Raw genomic sequence first — 15,016 nt, 5'->3', positions numbered from 1 at the left:
ACGCGACACCCCTTCAACCAACCCTAGAAACCCAGCTTGCGCAACTGCTTCGGATCGCGCTGCCAGTCCTTGGCGACCTTCACATGGAGGTCGAGGAAGACCGGGGTGCCGAGCAGGGCTTCGATCTGCTTGCGGGACTTGATGCCGACGTCCTTGAGGCGCTTGCCCTTGGGGCCGATGATGATGCCCTTCTGGCTGGGGCGCTCGATGTAGATGTTCGCGTGGATGTCGAGCAGCGGCTTCTCCGCCGGACGGTCCGGGCGCGGGAGCATCTCCTCGACGACCACCGCGATGGAGTGCGGCAGCTCGTCCCGGACGCCCTCCAGCGCCGCCTCGCGGATCAGCTCGGCGACCATCACCTGCTCGGGCTCGTCCGTCAGGTCGCCCTCGGGGTACAGCGGCGGGCTCTCCGGCAGCATCGGGATCAGCAGGTCGGCCAGCAGCTCGACCTGCTGGTCACCGACCGCCGAGACCGGCACGATCTCCGCCCACTCGATGCCCAGCTCCTTGCCGAGCTGGTCGATCGCGATGAGCTGCTCGGCGAGCGTCTTGGAGTCCACGAGGTCGGTCTTCGTCACGACGGCGACCTTCGGCGTCCGCTTGATCCCGGCCAGCTCCTTGGCGATGAAGCGGTCGCCGGGGCCCAGCTTCTCGTTCGCCGGCAGACAGAAACCGATGACGTCGACCTCGGCCCAGGTGGTGCGCACGACGTCGTTCAGCCGCTCGCCGAGCAGTGTGCGCGGCTTGTGCAGGCCCGGCGTGTCGACCAGGATCAGCTGGGCGTCGGGGCGGTGCACGATGCCCCTGACCGTGTGCCTGGTCGTCTGGGGCTGGTTGGCGGTGATCGCCACCTTCTTCCCGACCAGAGCGTTCGTGAGGGTGGACTTGCCCGCGTTGGGGCGACCCACGAAGCAGGCGAAGCCGGCACGGTGTACGGACTCGGCCGACTGCTCGGATGACTGGTTACGAACGCTCATGGCCCCCATTCTCCCTGATCCACCAAGCCCCGCCGTACACACGAGCGGCGATGGCCCGCGCCGTGAGCTCCCGGAAACCTCCACGCAACGAAACGTCACGGAAACACATCCGTGCATTACCGGAAACGCGGGGCGGTGAACCTCTGACGAGCCCCCGCATCGTTGGAGACCCCGTGACTCTGGCCGCCGCCCAAGCGAACACCGGCGACACCGCCTGGCTGCTCGCCGCCACCGCCCTCGTCCTGCTGATGACCCCGGGCCTGGCCCTCTTCTACGGCGGCATGGTCCGCACGAAGAGCGTCCTCAACATGCTCATGATGAGCTTCGTGTCGATCGCGCTGGTCACGGTGGTGTGGCTGGCCGCCGGCTACTCGCTCGCCTTCGGCGACGACATCGGCGGCGGGCTGATCGGCGGCCTGAAGCACGCGGGGATGGCCGGTCTCGGTCCGGACAGCGTCCAGGGGACCGTCCCGACCCTGCTGTTCGCCACCTTCCAGCTCACCTTCGCGATCATCACGGCCGCGCTGATCAGCGGAGCGATCGCCGACCGGGCGAAGTTCGGCGCCTGGCTGGTCTTCGTCCCGGTCTGGGCGCTCCTCGTATACGTTCCCGTCGCCCACTGGGTGTGGGGCCCGGGCGGCTGGATCCTGGACCGGCTCGGCGCCCTGGACTTCGCCGGCGGTCTCCCCGTCGAGATCGCCTCCGGCGCCTCCGGTCTGGCGTTGTGCCTGGTCCTGGGCCCGCGGCTGGGCTTCAAGAAGGACGCGATGCGTCCGCACAATCTGCCCATGGTGATGCTGGGCGCGGGACTGCTCTGGTTCGGCTGGTTCGGCTTCAACGCCGGTTCCGCCCTGGGCGCGAACGGCCTGGCGGCCGCCGTCTTCCTCAACACCCTCGCCGCCGGCTGCACCGGTCTGCTGGGCTGGCTCTTCGTCGAACAGAAGCGCGACGGCCACCCGACGACGCTCGGCGCGGCCTCGGGCGCCGTGGCCGGTCTGGTGGCGATCACCCCGTCCTGCGGCTCGGTCTCCCTGCTCGGCGCACTGGTCGTGGGCCTCGCGGCCGGCGTCGTCTGCTCCTACGCGGTGAGCTGGAAGTTCAAGCTGAACTACGACGACTCCCTCGACGTCGTCGGCGTCCACCTGGTCGGCGGCGTCATCGGCACCCTCCTCATCGGCGTCTTCGCCGTGGACACCATGACCGGCGGCGCCGAGGGCCTCCTGTACGGCGGCGGGCTCGCCCAGCTCGGCAAGCAGCTGGTCGCGGTGGTCGTCGTGGCCGCGTACGCCTTCACCGTGACGTACGGCCTCGGCAAGCTGCTCGACAGGATGGTCGGCTTCCGTGCGGACGAGGACCACGAGCACACCGGCCTGGACCTTACGGTGCACGCCGAGACCGCATACGATCACGGCGTCCTGGGCCATGGCGCCCCGGTCGGCTCGCACTCCGTCCTCTCCGCCCAGAAGGTCAAGCCACAGGCATGAAGCTCATCACCGCGATCGTCAAGCCGTACCGCCTCGACGAGGTCAAGACGGCCCTGCAAGAGCTCGGCGTGCACGGGCTGACCGTGACCGAGGCCAGCGGCTACGGCCGTCAGCGCGGCCACACCGAGGTGTACCGGGGCGCCGAGTACCAGGTCGACCTCGTGCCGAAGGTGCGGATCGAGGTCGTCGTCGAGGACGCGGACTCCGACGCCGTGATCGACGCGGTGGTGCTGGCCGCACGGACCGGGAAGATCGGGGACGGAAAGGTGTGGGCGCTGCCGGTCGAGACGATCGTGCGGGTGCGGACGGGAGAGCGGGGGCCGGACGCGCTCTAGCGTTGGCCTCCGGCGGGCCGGCCGATCAATTTCCGGCCGGCTGGCCGATTTTTGTCTGCGGGTTCGTTGTGGCTGGTCGCGCCCTGCGGCGGAGCCGCAAAATGTCACGGCCCCGCGCCCCTTCAGGGCGCATTCGCCGACGCCTGATCAGTAGCCACACCCCTGCTGCCGTGACCGCCACCGCTGCTCCCGTCGCCAGCCAGGGCACCGCCACGAAGGACGCTGTCGCCGACTCGCGCGTGTCCTTGGCGCTGGCCGTCAGTTTCACGTCTGTCCAGTCGAGCTGGGGCGCGTGGCTCCAGCGTTCGGTGAGGTGGACTCGTTGGCCGGGGAGGAGCTGGGAGGGGAGCTTCTTCAGGTCTCGGGTGAGGAGTGTGCGGCCGAACAGGCCGCTCGCGGTCAGCTCCACCTTGGGTTCCAGGGTGACGTTTCCGGTGTTGTGCAAGGTGTAGGAAATCGTCGCCGTGCTGTCGCCGAGGCCGGGGATCAGGGGCTGGTGGTGGCTGATGTGGACGTTCTCGACGGCGAGTGCGGGCAGCGTGGGGCCTTTGACCTGGAGGTAGACCCGGGCGCCGACGGCCCGCTGGACGCCGAGCGCGACCCCGCCGTCGCCCTTGTCGACCCGTTCGTCGAGCGCGACGATCGCACCGGGATGGTCTCCGGGTTCGGCGCCCTCGGGGACCTTGATGCTGAACGGCACCGTGACCGTCTTGCCGGCGGGCACGGTGACCCGGTCCTTGGGGAGCCGGGCCCACACGCCCACGCCCCGCATCTTCTCCCCGAGCGACTTCACGGCGAACCCGCCGTCGCGGGCGGTGTTGTAGGCGTCGGCCGCGTACAGCCGGAAGGTGAGGGGCTCGTCCGTCTTGTTGGCGACGACGACGTTGTCCTTAATCGTCTGCCCGGGATCGGCCGAGACATAGAAGTAGGGCCGCGCGGCGACGGCCGAGGAGACGGGGTAGACGGACCAGCTGCCGTTGTCGGCGGCGTGGACCGGTGCGGCGAAGAGCAGACAGAGCAGGAGTGGCAGAAGAAACGGCAGGAGGAACGGCAGCAGGAACGGCTGGAGGAGGACGGGCGGTTTGCGCATGGGCATGGGTGCGGACCCCCCACGGGCGGGCTGCGACGGTTGGCGGACGGGCGGGTGCGGACCTGTGGGGCGGGCGCCCGGCCACCGGTGGACGTGGTGCGTACGCTCAGGTGAGCGTGAGGGTCAGGACGCCGGCGTAGCTGCCCGGAGGCGTGAACGCCGGTACGTCGAGGGAGAGTTGGGCGTTGGCGGTGAACTCGCCGCCGGTGGCGGTGCCGTCGGGCGTGGACGCCAGGGTCGCCCCCGAGGCGCCGACCGAGCCCGCCGAACCGGCCTGACAGGTGCTCGGGCTGCCCGCCTTGGTCGTGCAGGCGGGCGTCCAGCTCAGCTTGCCGGCGTCGATCTTGGCGCCGGGGCCGGTGAAGTCGGTGACCTTGCCGGTCAGGGACCAGCCCGCGGGTCCGCCGCGGAAGTCCTTGACCGTCACCGCGTTGAGGTTCCCGGTCGAGGCCTGGCCGGAGCCGAAGTCGACCGCGGACATCGCCACGGCGTCCCCGGCCTGGGACATCGACAGCGTGCCGGCCTTCACGGTGGTCGTCAGCTTCTGACTGCCCGCGGGTACGGGCGTGTCGTCGATGACGACGTACGCGGCGGGCGGGGTGCCCAGGCCGGCGCTCCAGGTGGTGCCCTCGTACGCCACGATCCCGGTGGTGGTGAGGTCGTTGACGACGAGCGAGCCGGAGATGGCGCCCTGCGCGTTGGCGGTCAGGGTCGTCCGGTCCCCGGTCTCGCCTGATCCGGACCGGCCGGCGACGGTGACCGCGGCGCCCGCCGTGAAGCCGCTGCCGTTGACCGTGACGCTCGCGCCCGGGCTGCCGGAGGCCGAACCCAGGTTGATGTTACGGGTGTTGGCCGGGGGGTTGTCGGCGGCGGTGACGGTCTCCGACACCGGGGCGGGCGGGTTGGTCACCGTGCAGGGGGTGTCCAGTTCCAGGATGTAGCTGGTGTGGATGTTGTAGTCGCCCGGCGAGAGGGTGATCGCGCCGGGTGCGGTGACCGTGAACGCGCCGGTCATGGAGAACGACGGGAAGACGCCGCGGCCGGGCACCGGGTCGTTCTTCTTCGGGCCCGCGACGGTGACGGCGCCGCTCTGCGCGCCGCCGAGCGTGACCTTCCCCGTCGGCGTCATGATGTCGGCCGGCAGGGCGAGGTCAGTGGGGTTGTTGGCGGCGGGCGTGACCACCGTGTAGGTCACGTTGACGGTGTCGCCGACCTTCGGGCTGGGGTTGTCCACCGTGACCTTGGCGGTGGTGGTGCCGTCGATCGGCGGGAGGCCGGCGATCGCCGGCGGGATGCAGTGCGTGGGGAAGTCCACGTTGGTCGCGGCGCCGGCCGGACACGCCAGCGCGCCGCCCGCGGTGACCGCGAGCGCGGTCGCCCCGAGCAGTGACGCCCAGCGCCGTCTTCGGGAACCTCGGGAACTTCCGGAACTTCGGGGTGAACCCATGATTGCCCCCTCCTCCGGGGTGCGGGCGCAGCGGCTCTTCTGCGCCGACAGGGGGCATTGAGGTGCGGATCGCACAAGAAGTCAATGCACACGACGAGGTCAACTGATGGACCGTCAGCTTCCTGGTCCCGCAAGGAAACTGACGGCCCGTCTGCTCAGTTTTCAACCGCTATCAGTTGAACACGAACGGCCCCGGCGACTGGGCGGCGGACGTCGTACAGGTGACCGTGATCCCGAAGACGACCATCTTCAGGGAGCCCTTGTAGAAGTCCAGCTTGTCACCGGAGGCCACGGTGCCGTTGAGCGGACCGACCGTGATCGGGTCGCCGACGGCCATGGCGGGGTTCACCGTGCCGGTGAAGACACGGGCGGCCCCGGTCGAGTTCGCCATCGTGAGGGTGGAGGCGATGGTGTTGGCGTTGATCGCGATCGGCGCGGTGATCGCGGTGGACGTGAGTTTGATGGTGGCGGCCGTGCCCGTCTGGGTGGCCGTGAGGGTGGCGGCGCCGCCCCCGAACAGACCGCAGTTGGCGGTCACGGTGGCCGTCGTCGGGGTGACGGCGGCGGCTGAGGGTGCGAGTGCCAGCCCGGTGACCGCGAGGGTCCCTGCCAGCAGTGCCGCACCTGATCCGATTCGCTTGCCTCTCATGGCGTTTCCGGCTCCTTCCCGGATGTGGGGAGACGGACGGCCGTGGCGGGACGGGTGGGTGCGGACACCGGTGCCGGTGGGGGGTGAATCTGACGGTCCGTCGGAAATTACGGTTCCATTGACGCGTCAGGGACAAGAGAAGGGCAAGGCTGAATTCCGGCCTTAGTCGAGCCGGTGAGTTCCGATCCGCCGGAGAAGGGTGGGACGCCGGTGACAGCGGGTCCAGGGGGCGGAGCCCCCTGGTGCGTCAGGGGGCGTCCGGGGGCGTCCGGGCGCGTCAGCCGGCGGAGACGGTGAGCCGCACGCTCCCGTCCGGCCCCGCCACGAGCACCGGCGTCCCCGCCCCGCCCAGATCGGCGACGGCGGCGCGGTCCTCGTCGGAGGCGCCCTCCGCCTCGGTGACCACGGCCGCCGCCTCCAGCGACTTGGCCCCCGAGGCCACCGCCATCGCCACCGCCGTCCGCAGCGCGCTCAGCCGCAGCGACGGCAGATCCACCGTCCCGGCGACATAGGTACGTCCTGTCTCGTCCCGCACGGCAGCCCCCTCGGGCACACCGTTGCGGGCCCGCGCGGAACGGGCCAGGGTGACGATCTTGCGGTCCTCGGGGTCGAGCCCGTTGCTGTCGGTCATGCCCCGAGCATACGAAGAACCGCCTGCGAGGACGGAGCGCCCCCTCAGCTTGTCGTTCAACCTCTCAGACGCAGTCGGCGATGATGACGTTTCCCAGGACGGCCGGGCCCTGACCGTTGATGACGAGACTCATGGTGTAGTTGCCGGCGGGCAGATTGAAGGTCGCCGACCGGGACACCGACTCCCCCGCCCCCAGGGCCGAACACTTGATCGACTGGCTGTCACCGGAGCCCTGGTCGTCCATGTCGAAGATGTCCTGGTAGTCGCCGGACGCCTCGTCACCGACGTTCTTCTCCTGCCAGGTGACCAGGAAGTCGGTCCCCGAACACGGGTTCACCGGGTCCGTGACGAAGGTGACCTGGTCGTCCAGAGTGATGTTCGCCGGCATGATGTCCTCCACGAGCTGGGCATTTTGTCGCATTTACCCCTTTTTCTTGTGCGGGAAACGACGAAAGGCTGCGGCGCATGGACTGGATGCCCCTGCTCTCCACACTGGCCGGTGCCGTCATCGGCATCACCGCCACACTGATCGCCGATCGCAACCGGTGGCGGCGCGAGGAGTCCCGGCACGCGCTCCAGGTGCGCCGCGAGGTGTACACGGAGTTCGTCTCCGCGCTCAAGACAGCGAGTGAGGAGATACGCGCCGTCGCGCTGGGTGATCACATGTCAGGAGCGGCGCGTGACGCGGCCGTCCGGGAGGCCTTCCGCGGCACCGGCCTGTACACGGCGAGCGAACGTCTCTGGCTCGTGGGCCCGCAACAGGTCGTGACCGCCGGGAACGAGGCGTTCCACAGCCTGCGCCGACTGCGCGACGCCTACGCCCGGGGCGTCACCGTCGGCTCCCCCGAGGACGCGCCCCTGATCGCACAGCGGCGGACGGCCATGGCCCGGATGCGCGACCTCATGCGCGAGGACCTGGGCATCGGGCCCCTGGGCATCGAGTGAGCGCCTGCCGTGGCCTCAGGGCCGGTCGAGACGGAGCCGCTCAGCGCGCGGCAGACCGGCGACGACCAGGTCGTAGGAGTCCTCCACCAGCTCCCGGACCAGCCGGTCGGGGAGGTCGCCGTCGACCGTCACCGTGTTCCAGTGGCGCTTGTTCATGTGGTAGCCGGGGGTGATCAGACCCGGGTGCTCGGTGCGCAGCCGCACCGCGTCGTCCGGGTCGCACTTGAGGTTCACGGTCAGGGGCTGTGCGTCCAGCGTCGTCAGGGCGAAGAGCTTCCCGCCGACCTTGAAGACCGAGACCTCCGGGCGGAACGGAAAGTCCTCCACGACCGCGTTGAAGGACAGGCAGAAGGCGCGCAGCTCCTGGGGCGTCACTCGGGCTTCTCCTCCTCGGGCGGGTCCGCCGGATCCACCGGCTCCACCAGCACCGTCACGATCTTGTTCCGGCGGCCGGCCGCGGCCTCCGCCGTCAGCCGCAGGGCCCGGCCGTCCGGGAGGTCGACCGTGCTCGACGCGCCCGCGATGGGGACCCTGCCCAGGGCCTTGGCCAGCAGCCCGCCCACCGTCTCCACGTCCTCGTCGTCGTACTCCTCCAGGCCGTACAGCTCGCCGAGGTCGGTGATGTCGAGGCGGGCGGTGACCCGGTGACGGTCGTCGCCGAGGTCCTCCACGGGCGGGAGTTCACGGTCGTACTCGTCGGTGATCTCACCGACGATCTCCTCGAGGATGTCCTCGATGGTGACGATGCCGGCCGTGCCGCCGTACTCGTCGATGACGACGGCGACGTGGTTGCGGTCCTGCTGCATCTCGCGCAGCAGATCGCCGGCGTTCTTGGTGTCCGGGACGAACGCGGCCGGCCGCATGGCCGTCGAGACCAGCTCGCCCTCGGCGTCCCGGCTGATGTGCGTCTTGCGGACCAGGTCCTTCAGATACACGATCCCGACGATGTCGTCCTCGTTCTCGCCGGTCACGGGTATGCGGGAGAACCCGGAGCGCAGCGCGAGGGTCAGGGCCTGACGGATCGTCTTGTAGCGCTCGATGACGACGAGGTCGGTCCTCGGGACCATGACCTCCCGGACGAGGGTGTCGCCCAGCTCGAAGACCGAGTGCACCATGCGGCGCTCGTCGTCCTCGATCAGGGACTCCTTCTCGGCGAGGTCGACCAGCGCGCGTAGTTCCGCCTCGGAGGCGAACGGGCCCCGGCGGAAGCCCTTGCCGGGGGTCAGCGCGTTGCCGATGAGGATGAGGAGGGACGGGATCGGGCCCATGATCCGCGCCAGCGGAAGCAGGACGTACGCCGCCGCCGTCGCCGTGTTCAGGGGGTGCTGGCGGCCGATGGTGCGCGGGGAGACGCCCACCGCGACATACGACACCAGGACCATGACGCCGATCGCGGCGAACAGCGCGGGGGCCGTGCCGTCGATCTCCTTCAGGCAGGCGTAGGTGACCAGCGCGGCGGCGGCCATCTCACAGGCGACGCGGACCAGCAGCGCCACGTTCAGATAGCGGGTGGGGTCGGCGGCGATCTGCGCCAGCTTGGCGCTGCCGCGCCGGCCGCCGCGCACGGCCTCCTCGGCGCGGAAGCTGGAGACGCGCGCGAGGCCCGCCTCCGCGCAGGCGGCGAGCCAGGCGACGACGACCAGGGCGATCGCGCCGGAGACGAGGGCGAGGCTCATGACACGGTCGGGGCCGGCGAGGGGCCGGTCAGGCCCTTCTCCGCACGCCACCCGTCCACGATGGCCGCCTGAAGGCCGAACATCTCGGCCTTCTCGTCGGGCTCCTCGTGGTCGTAGCCGAGCAGGTGCAGCACGCCGTGGACGGTGAGCAGTCGAAGCTCCTCGTCCATGGAGTGCTGCGTGGGTGCTTCCTCGCCCTGCTTCTTCGCGACCTCCGGGCACAGCACGATGTCGCCGAGGAGGCCCTGCGGGGGCTCGTCGTCGTCCTTGGACGGCGGACGCAGCTCGTCCATCGGGAAGGACATGACGTCCGTCGGCCCCGGCAGGTCCATCCACTGCATGTGCAGCTGCTCCATGGCGTCCTCGTCCACGACGATCACCGAGAGCTCGGAGAGCGGGTGGATGCGCATCCGCGCGAGCGCGTAGCGGGCGATGTCGAGGATCGCCTGCTCGTCGACCTCGGTTCCGGACTCGTTGTTGACGTCGATCGACATGGCGCTGGCTTGTCTACTTCCGCTTGTTACGGCCGCCCTTGTGGGTGCCGTTCTCCGTACCGTTGTGGCTGTCGTACTTCTCGTACGCGTCGACGATACGGCCGACCAGCTTGTGCCGGACGACATCCTGGGACGACAGGCGGGAGAAGTGGACGTCGTCCAGCCCCTCCAGGATGTCCTGGACCTGCCGCAGACCCGACTTGGTGCCGTTCGGCAGGTCGACCTGCGTCACGTCACCCGTGATCACGATCTTCGAGTCGAAGCCGAGGCGGGTGAGGAACATCTTCATCTGCTCGGGGCTCGTGTTCTGGGCCTCGTCCAGGATGATGAAGGCGTCGTTGAGCGTGCGTCCCCGCATATACGCCAGCGGCGCCACCTCGATCGTCCCCGAAGCCATCAGCTTCGGGATCGAGTCCGGGTCCAGCATGTCGTGCAGCGCGTCGTACAGCGGGCGCAGATAGGGGTCGATCTTCTCGTAGAGCGTGCCGGGCAGGAAGCCCAGGCGCTCGCCGGCCTCGACCGCCGGGCGGGTCAGGATGATGCGGGTGACCTGCTTGGACTGCAGGGCCTGGACCGCCTTGGCCATGGCCAGGTAGGTCTTGCCGGTACCGGCGGGGCCGATGCCGAAGACGATCGTGTGCTTGTCGATCGCGTCGACGTACCGCTTCTGGTTGAGGGTCTTGGGTCTGATGGTGCGGCCGCGCGAGGACAGGATGTTCTGAGTCAGTACCTCGGCCGGGGTCTCCTGGCCGTCACTCGTCCCGTTCTCACTCGCCCGCAGCATGGCGATCGAGCGTTCCACTGCGTCCTCCGTCATCGGCTGCCCGGTGCGGAGCACCAGCATCATCTCGTCGAACAGGCGCTGGATGAGGGCGACTTCCCGTGGGTCGCCGACCGCGCTGATCTCATTGCCCCGGACGTGGATGTCGGCCGCCGGGAAAGCCGTCTCTATCACGCGCAGAAGGGAGTCTCCGGACCCCAGCACCGTCACCATGGGGTGCTGGGCGGGAACCGTGAACTGTGCTCTCGCCTTGCCCTGCGCGGGCGTGTGAGCTGTGGGTGTCTGAGTCATAGGCCGGCCCTAAGGCCTCTACGTCCTCCCGGATGCGTCTCGCCTGCCACGAGGGCGGCCTGGCGAGTTCAAGGGTACGCCAGGGGGCTGACAACGCCGTAGGGCTTTTACCGGGACCGGCGCCCCGGCTCCGGTGCCCGTGTCGGACTATGCCGAGCGGCCGAAACCGATCGTCGGGACCGCTCTGCGCAGCGGCCACGGGGCGGCCTCGTCCTCCGCCAGGAGCGGCGCCGGGAGCAGGCCGTCCAGGAACGCGTACCGGCGCAGTGCCTCGGGGTCCTGGCCCTCGACCGACTGGACCTTGCGCCACCAGGCCGCGATCTCGGACCAGCCGGGGGCGGAGAGGGAGCCGCCGAACTCCTGGACGGAGAGGGCGGCGGTGAGGCCGGCGAAGGCGAGGCGGTCGGCGAGCGGCCAGTCGGCGAGGGTGCCGGTGACGAAGCCGGCCACGAAGACGTCCCCGGCGCCGGTGGGGTCGAGGGCCTCTACGGCGATGGCCGGGACCTCGGCGCTCTCGCCGGTCCGGCGGTCCACGGCGTACGCGCCCTCCGCGCCGAGCGTGACGACCGCGAGCGGGACGTGCGCGGTGAGGGCGTGGGCGGCGGCGCGGGGGCAGGTGGCGCCGGTGTAGCGCATGGCCTCCTCCGCGTTCGGCAGGAAGGCCTCGCAGTGCCGCAGGTCGGCGAGTCCGGCGAGGTTCCAGGCGCCGGTGTCGTCCCAGCCGACGTCGGCGAAGATGCGGGTGCCGCGGGCGGCGGCCTGCTCGATCCAGGGGTCGCGTTTGCCGGGGGTGAGGGAGGCGACGGCGGCGCGGGCGGGCGGCGGGCAGGTGGGGGCGGGCTCCTGCGGGGGCGGTTCGTGGCCGTGCGAGACCATCGTGCGCTCCCCCTCGTAGGCCATGGAGACGGTGACCGAGGAGTGCCAGCCGGGGACTGTGCGGGAGGTGCTGAGGTCGATGCCCTCGCCCCGTTCGAGGGCGTCCCAGCAGTACTCGCCGTAGTGGTCGTCGCCGAAGGCCGCGGCGAGGGAGGTGCGCAGGCCGAGGCGGGCGAGTGCGGTGGCCATGTTGGCGACGCCGCCGGGGCTCGATCCCATGCCACGTGCCCAGGACTCCGTCCCGCGCACCGGGGCCGAGTCGAGCCCGGTGAAGATGATGTCGAGGAAGACGGGGCCGGTGAGGTAGACGTCCCACGGCGGATCGTCGGGGGCGCGGTGGGCGGCCAGCGGGTCGACCCCGGCGGCCGGGCAGTCGCGGCCGCGCTGGCCGGCCGGACCGTTCGGACTGCTCAGGCCGGTCTGACGGGTCTGGTGGTGGTGTCCCTCTCCGGTGGACGCGGTCACGGTGCGCTCCCTGACGTGGTGCCGATCTGGCCAGTGTGCACCACACCACCGACAACCCGCGGCCAGTCACACACCCCACCGACGCACGGGGGCGCACCCCACGCCCCCGCGCCCCCTCACCACCCCACCCACCGCCCCCGACCGGGCACTGCGGTCCACACCCCCGGGATCGCCTCGACGACCGAGCCCCGGCCAGCTTCGCGGGCTGCGCCCGGTGCCACCTCGGGAGCCGCCATCTCCGGAACCTTCGCCAGACGGTCCCCCAGACCAAGGGGCCGGCCCCCGGCGGGGCCTGCGGGCTGCGCCCGGTGCCGCCTCGGCAGCCGGGGACGCCGGGGCTTTCGCAGGGCCGTTGCGGCAGGCCGGGGGGGGCGGTCCCGCGCGGATGCTGCGGGCTGCGGCCGGGATCGGGTCGGGGGCCGGGTTCGGTGGTGTGGGCTGTGCCTGGTGTCGTTTCGGGGGTCGGGGCGGCGGGGGCTTTGCCGGGTGGGTGTGGGGCAGTGGTGGGGTGTTGAGGGGCGGCGCGGTGTCGGGGGGCTTTTGGGGAGGGGTGGGTGGTTACCAGCGGGGGACGGGGGGTGTGGACCAGTCGGGGTCGACTGCGCGCATCGCCGCTGCGTCGTCGCGGTCGCGCAGGGCGCCGTCGTCGTCGAGCCAGCGTCGGTGGAGGAACGCCAGCTTGGCGTGGTCGAGTTCGACGCCGAGGCCGGGTGCGTCGGAGACGGTGACCTTGGCGTCGGTGAAGGTGAGGCGCTCGGTGAGGACGTCCTCCGACTGCCAGGGGTAGTGGGAGTCGCAGGCGTGGTGCAGGTTGGGGACGGTCGACGCGACGTGGGTCATCGCGGCCAGGCTGATCCCGAGGTGGGTGTTGGAGTGCATGGAGACGCCGACGCCGAACGTGCGGCAGATCGCGGCGAGTTGCTGCGTGTTGCGCAGTCCGCCCCAGTAGTGGTGGTCGGAGAGGACGACCTGGACGGCGTCCCGGGTGAACGCCTCCTTGATCTCGGCGAACGTCGTCACGCACATGTTGGTGGCGAGCGGCACGTCGGTCCTCGCGGCGACCTCGGCCATGGCCGGGGTGCCGAGGGCCGGGTCCTCCAGGTATTCGAGGAGGCCGCCGATCTCCTCGGCGACCTTGAGCGAGGTCCGAACGGACCAGGCGCCGTTGGGGTCGAGGCGCAGGGGGTGGCCGGGGAACGCCTCGGCCAGGGCGCGGACGGCGGCGATCTCCTCGTCCGGCGGGAAGACGCCGCCCTTGAGTTTGAAGGAGGTGAAGCCGTAGCGCTCCTTGAAGCGGCGGGCCTGCTCGACGACTCCGGCCGGGTCGACGGCGGCGCCCCAGTCGTCCTTCTCCGCAGCGACGCCCTCGGGGTGGTCGGCCCACTTGTAGAAGAGGTAGGCGCTGTACTCGACCGCGTCGCGCACCTTGCCGCCGAGCAGCGCGTGCACGGGCAGGCCGAGCGCCTTGCCGAGGGCGTCGAGGCAGGCGACCTCGAAGGCGGAGACGACGGACAGGCGCAGCTTGTCGGCGGTCTGGACGCCGCGCAGCCCGCCGACGTCGACCTGCCCGAAGACCCGGGAGCTGTCGACGGCCACCTCGTCGGCGACGGTGAACAGGCCGTTCAGATCGCTCACTTGACGCCCGGTCAGCCTCTTTGCGAAGGGGCGGGCCAGTTCCAGGTACTTGGTGTCGCCGTAGGTCTCGCCGACGCCGGTGGTGCCGTCGGCCGTGACGACCTCGACGATCAGCCGGGGGGTGTAGGGCTGGTGCACGCCCTGGGTGTTGAGCAGGGGCGGGTCGGCGACCAGGATCGGGGTCAGGCGGACGTCCGTGATCGTGAGGTCGCGGCTCACAGGGCGGCTCCTACGAGGTCGAGGCCGACGGTCAGCAGGGCCGTGAGGTCGGCCAGGTCGGCGGGCGAGGGGTCGGTGAGCGGGGCGCGGACGGGTCCGACGGGGCGTCCGCGCAGCCGGGCCGCGGCCTTCACCAGGGACACCGCGTATCCGGGTACCCGGTCGCGGAGCTCGACGAGCGGGACGTAGAAGTCGCGCAGCAGCCGCTCCACGGTCTTGTCGTCGCCGTCCCGCAACGCTCCGAAGAAGGCGTTCGCGATCTCGGGCGCGAAGGCGTGGACGGCGGAGGAGTAGGCGGGGACGCCGACGGTGGCGTAGGCGCGGGCCTGGATCTCGGCGGTGGCGGCGCCGTTGAAGAAGAGGAAGCCCTCGGGCGCCGCGAGAGTGAGGCGCTGGAGGCGGTCGAGGTCGCTGTGGCCGTCCTTCACGCCGATGACGGTCGGCAGGGCGGCGATGCGGCGCAACGAGGTTGCCGTGAAAGCGACTTGACCGCGCTGGTAGGCGATGAGGGGCAGCCGGGTGCGGGCGGCGATCTGCTCCAGCTGGGCGACGAGGCCGTCCTGCGGGGCGGCGACGAGGTAGTGCGGGAGGACGAGGAGGGCGTCGGCGCCGGCCTCCTCGGCGATGCGCGCGAACCGCACGGCCTGGGCCCAGCCGTAGCCGACCCCGGCGACGACGGGCAGGCGGCCGGCCGCCTCCTCGACGGCGATGGTCACCACCTGCCGGTACTCGTCCTCGTCGAGGGAGAAGAACTCGCCGGTGCCGCAGGCGGGGAAGACCGCGCCGGGGGCGGTCGCGATCTGGGCCGCGACATGCGTGCGGAAGCCGTCGGGGTCGAGGGCGCCGTCGTCGTGGAAGCTCGTGAGCGGGAACGACAGCACGCCCTGCGCCATGCCGTCCCGCAACCGCCTGCGGGTCGTGTCCGTAGCGAGGTTCACCCTCAGCCATCTCCCTATGTAGACATAATCCACGTATGAAGATGGAGATTAGGTATGCGAACCGGGCGCGTCAACAAGCCGCA

At 70.7% G+C, this 15,016-nt stretch carries 16 protein-coding genes; 3 read left to right on the top strand and 13 right to left on the bottom strand.

The window, feature by feature from the left end:
- Nucleotides 1-23: 23 nt before the first annotated feature.
- Nucleotides 24-977 (bottom strand): GTPase Era, encoded by a 954-nt coding sequence (gene era, locus ACZ5SK_RS36450; RefSeq protein WP_334579955.1) that lies wholly within the window; start codon nucleotides 975-977, stop codon nucleotides 24-26.
- Nucleotides 978-1,150: 173 nt separating this feature from the next.
- On the opposite strand from era, the gene ACZ5SK_RS36445 reads away from it, so the two are divergent.
- Complete coding sequence (locus tag ACZ5SK_RS36445) at nucleotides 1,151-2,461, top strand: ammonium transporter (protein ID WP_468577036.1); 1,311 nt, start codon at nucleotides 1,151-1,153, stop codon at nucleotides 2,459-2,461.
- Nucleotides 2,458-2,796 carry a P-II family nitrogen regulator gene (locus ACZ5SK_RS36440; protein WP_334579953.1) on the top strand — a complete coding sequence of 113 codons (339 nt, stop codon included), beginning with the start codon at nucleotides 2,458-2,460 and terminating at the stop codon, nucleotides 2,794-2,796. Before ACZ5SK_RS36445 ends, ACZ5SK_RS36440 begins: the two co-directional genes overlap by 4 nt.
- A 25-nt stretch (nucleotides 2,797-2,821) precedes the next feature.
- Here the strand turns inward: ACZ5SK_RS36440 and ACZ5SK_RS36435 are convergent, their stop codons facing one another.
- The 5 genes from ACZ5SK_RS36435 to ACZ5SK_RS36415 all read right to left on the bottom strand — a co-directional run bounded on the left by ACZ5SK_RS36435 (nucleotide 2,822) and on the right by ACZ5SK_RS36415 (nucleotide 7,034).
- The gene (locus tag ACZ5SK_RS36435) at nucleotides 2,822-3,886 is read right to left on the bottom strand and encodes a WxL protein peptidoglycan domain-containing protein (RefSeq protein WP_334581354.1); all 1,065 of its coding nucleotides are present in this window, start codon (nucleotides 3,884-3,886) and stop codon (nucleotides 2,822-2,824) included.
- A gap of 106 nt (nucleotides 3,887-3,992) precedes the next feature.
- Entirely contained in the window at nucleotides 3,993-5,333 is a 1,341-nt protein-coding gene (locus ACZ5SK_RS36430) for a beta-xylosidase (RefSeq protein WP_334579952.1), read from the bottom strand.
- A gap of 172 nt (nucleotides 5,334-5,505) precedes the next feature.
- Nucleotides 5,506-5,982: a hypothetical protein gene (locus tag ACZ5SK_RS36425; protein WP_334579951.1), complete on the bottom strand. Its 477-nt coding sequence runs from the start codon at nucleotides 5,980-5,982 to the stop codon at nucleotides 5,506-5,508.
- Between the two features lie 277 nt (nucleotides 5,983-6,259).
- Entirely contained in the window at nucleotides 6,260-6,613 is a 354-nt protein-coding gene (locus ACZ5SK_RS36420) for a cytidine deaminase (protein WP_334579950.1), read from the bottom strand.
- Between the two features lie 64 nt (nucleotides 6,614-6,677).
- Nucleotides 6,678-7,034, bottom strand: a complete 357-nt coding sequence (locus tag ACZ5SK_RS36415) for a hypothetical protein (protein WP_334579949.1) — start codon at nucleotides 7,032-7,034, stop codon at nucleotides 6,678-6,680.
- 44 nt (nucleotides 7,035-7,078) lie between these two features.
- Here ACZ5SK_RS36415 and ACZ5SK_RS36410 point away from each other — a divergent pair, with 44 nt between their 5' ends.
- On the top strand, nucleotides 7,079-7,558 hold the full coding sequence (locus ACZ5SK_RS36410; protein ID WP_334579948.1) for a hypothetical protein: 480 nt from the start codon (nucleotides 7,079-7,081) through the stop codon (nucleotides 7,556-7,558).
- 15 nt (nucleotides 7,559-7,573) lie between these two features.
- On the opposite strand, the gene ACZ5SK_RS36405 is transcribed toward ACZ5SK_RS36410, so the two are convergent.
- From ACZ5SK_RS36405 to ACZ5SK_RS36375, 7 genes are all read right to left on the bottom strand, one after another.
- A complete protein-coding gene (locus ACZ5SK_RS36405; RefSeq protein WP_361706654.1) occupies nucleotides 7,574-7,933 on the bottom strand; it encodes an MmcQ/YjbR family DNA-binding protein in 360 nt (119 codons plus the stop codon).
- On the bottom strand, nucleotides 7,930-9,234 hold the full coding sequence (locus ACZ5SK_RS36400) for a hemolysin family protein (protein WP_319336781.1): 1,305 nt from the start codon (nucleotides 9,232-9,234) through the stop codon (nucleotides 7,930-7,932). Before ACZ5SK_RS36400 ends, ACZ5SK_RS36405 begins: the two co-directional genes overlap by 4 nt.
- On the bottom strand, nucleotides 9,231-9,728 hold the full coding sequence (ybeY, locus tag ACZ5SK_RS36395) for an rRNA maturation RNase YbeY (protein WP_334579946.1): 498 nt from the start codon (nucleotides 9,726-9,728) through the stop codon (nucleotides 9,231-9,233). The genes ACZ5SK_RS36400 and ybeY overlap by 4 nt, the downstream gene beginning before the upstream one ends.
- Nucleotides 9,729-9,741: 13 nt before the next feature.
- A complete protein-coding gene (locus tag ACZ5SK_RS36390; RefSeq protein ID WP_334579945.1) occupies nucleotides 9,742-10,800 on the bottom strand; it encodes a PhoH family protein in 1,059 nt (352 codons plus the stop codon).
- 147 nt (nucleotides 10,801-10,947) lie between these two features.
- Nucleotides 10,948-12,090 carry a carbohydrate kinase family protein gene (locus tag ACZ5SK_RS36385; protein WP_334581353.1) on the bottom strand — a complete coding sequence of 381 codons (1,143 nt, stop codon included), beginning with the start codon at nucleotides 12,088-12,090 and terminating at the stop codon, nucleotides 10,948-10,950.
- 609 nt (nucleotides 12,091-12,699) lie between these two features.
- Nucleotides 12,700-13,995 carry a glucarate dehydratase family protein gene (locus ACZ5SK_RS36380; RefSeq protein WP_457494342.1) on the bottom strand — a complete coding sequence of 432 codons (1,296 nt, stop codon included), beginning with the start codon at nucleotides 13,993-13,995 and terminating at the stop codon, nucleotides 12,700-12,702.
- A complete protein-coding gene (locus ACZ5SK_RS36375; protein WP_334581352.1) occupies nucleotides 13,992-14,888 on the bottom strand; it encodes a 5-dehydro-4-deoxyglucarate dehydratase in 897 nt (298 codons plus the stop codon). Before ACZ5SK_RS36375 ends, ACZ5SK_RS36380 begins: the two co-directional genes overlap by 4 nt.
- Between the last annotated feature and the right edge of the window lie 128 nt (nucleotides 14,889-15,016).

This window comes from Streptomyces sp. NPDC031474, assembly GCF_055581185.1.
This window is presented reverse-complemented; position numbering and strand designations above follow the sequence as displayed.

Bases quoted from the DNA above. Each gene is read 5' to 3' on its own strand.
- ybeY (WP_334579946.1), bottom strand. From the start codon at position 9,728: ATGTCGATCGACGTCAACAACGAGTCCGGAACCGAGGTCGACGAGCAG.
- ACZ5SK_RS36390 (WP_334579945.1), bottom strand. From the start codon at position 10,800: ATGACTCAGACACCCACAGCTCACACGCCCGCGCAGGGCAAGGCGAGA.
- ACZ5SK_RS36435 (WP_334581354.1), bottom strand. From the start codon at position 3,886: ATGCGCAAACCGCCCGTCCTCCTCCAGCCGTTCCTGCTGCCGTTCCTC.
- ACZ5SK_RS36375 (WP_334581352.1), bottom strand. From the start codon at position 14,888: ATGGCGCAGGGCGTGCTGTCGTTCCCGCTCACGAGCTTCCACGACGAC.
- ACZ5SK_RS36410 (WP_334579948.1), top strand. From the start codon at position 7,079: ATGGACTGGATGCCCCTGCTCTCCACACTGGCCGGTGCCGTCATCGGC.
- ACZ5SK_RS36430 (WP_334579952.1), bottom strand. From the start codon at position 5,333: ATGGGTTCACCCCGAAGTTCCGGAAGTTCCCGAGGTTCCCGAAGACGG.
- ACZ5SK_RS36415 (WP_334579949.1), bottom strand. From the start codon at position 7,034: ATGCGACAAAATGCCCAGCTCGTGGAGGACATCATGCCGGCGAACATC.
- ACZ5SK_RS36425 (WP_334579951.1), bottom strand. From the start codon at position 5,982: ATGAGAGGCAAGCGAATCGGATCAGGTGCGGCACTGCTGGCAGGGACC.
- ACZ5SK_RS36420 (WP_334579950.1), bottom strand. From the start codon at position 6,613: ATGACCGACAGCAACGGGCTCGACCCCGAGGACCGCAAGATCGTCACC.
- era (WP_334579955.1), bottom strand. From the start codon at position 977: ATGAGCGTTCGTAACCAGTCATCCGAGCAGTCGGCCGAGTCCGTACAC.
- ACZ5SK_RS36440 (WP_334579953.1), top strand. From the start codon at position 2,458: ATGAAGCTCATCACCGCGATCGTCAAGCCGTACCGCCTCGACGAGGTC.
- ACZ5SK_RS36400 (WP_319336781.1), bottom strand. From the start codon at position 9,234: ATGAGCCTCGCCCTCGTCTCCGGCGCGATCGCCCTGGTCGTCGTCGCC.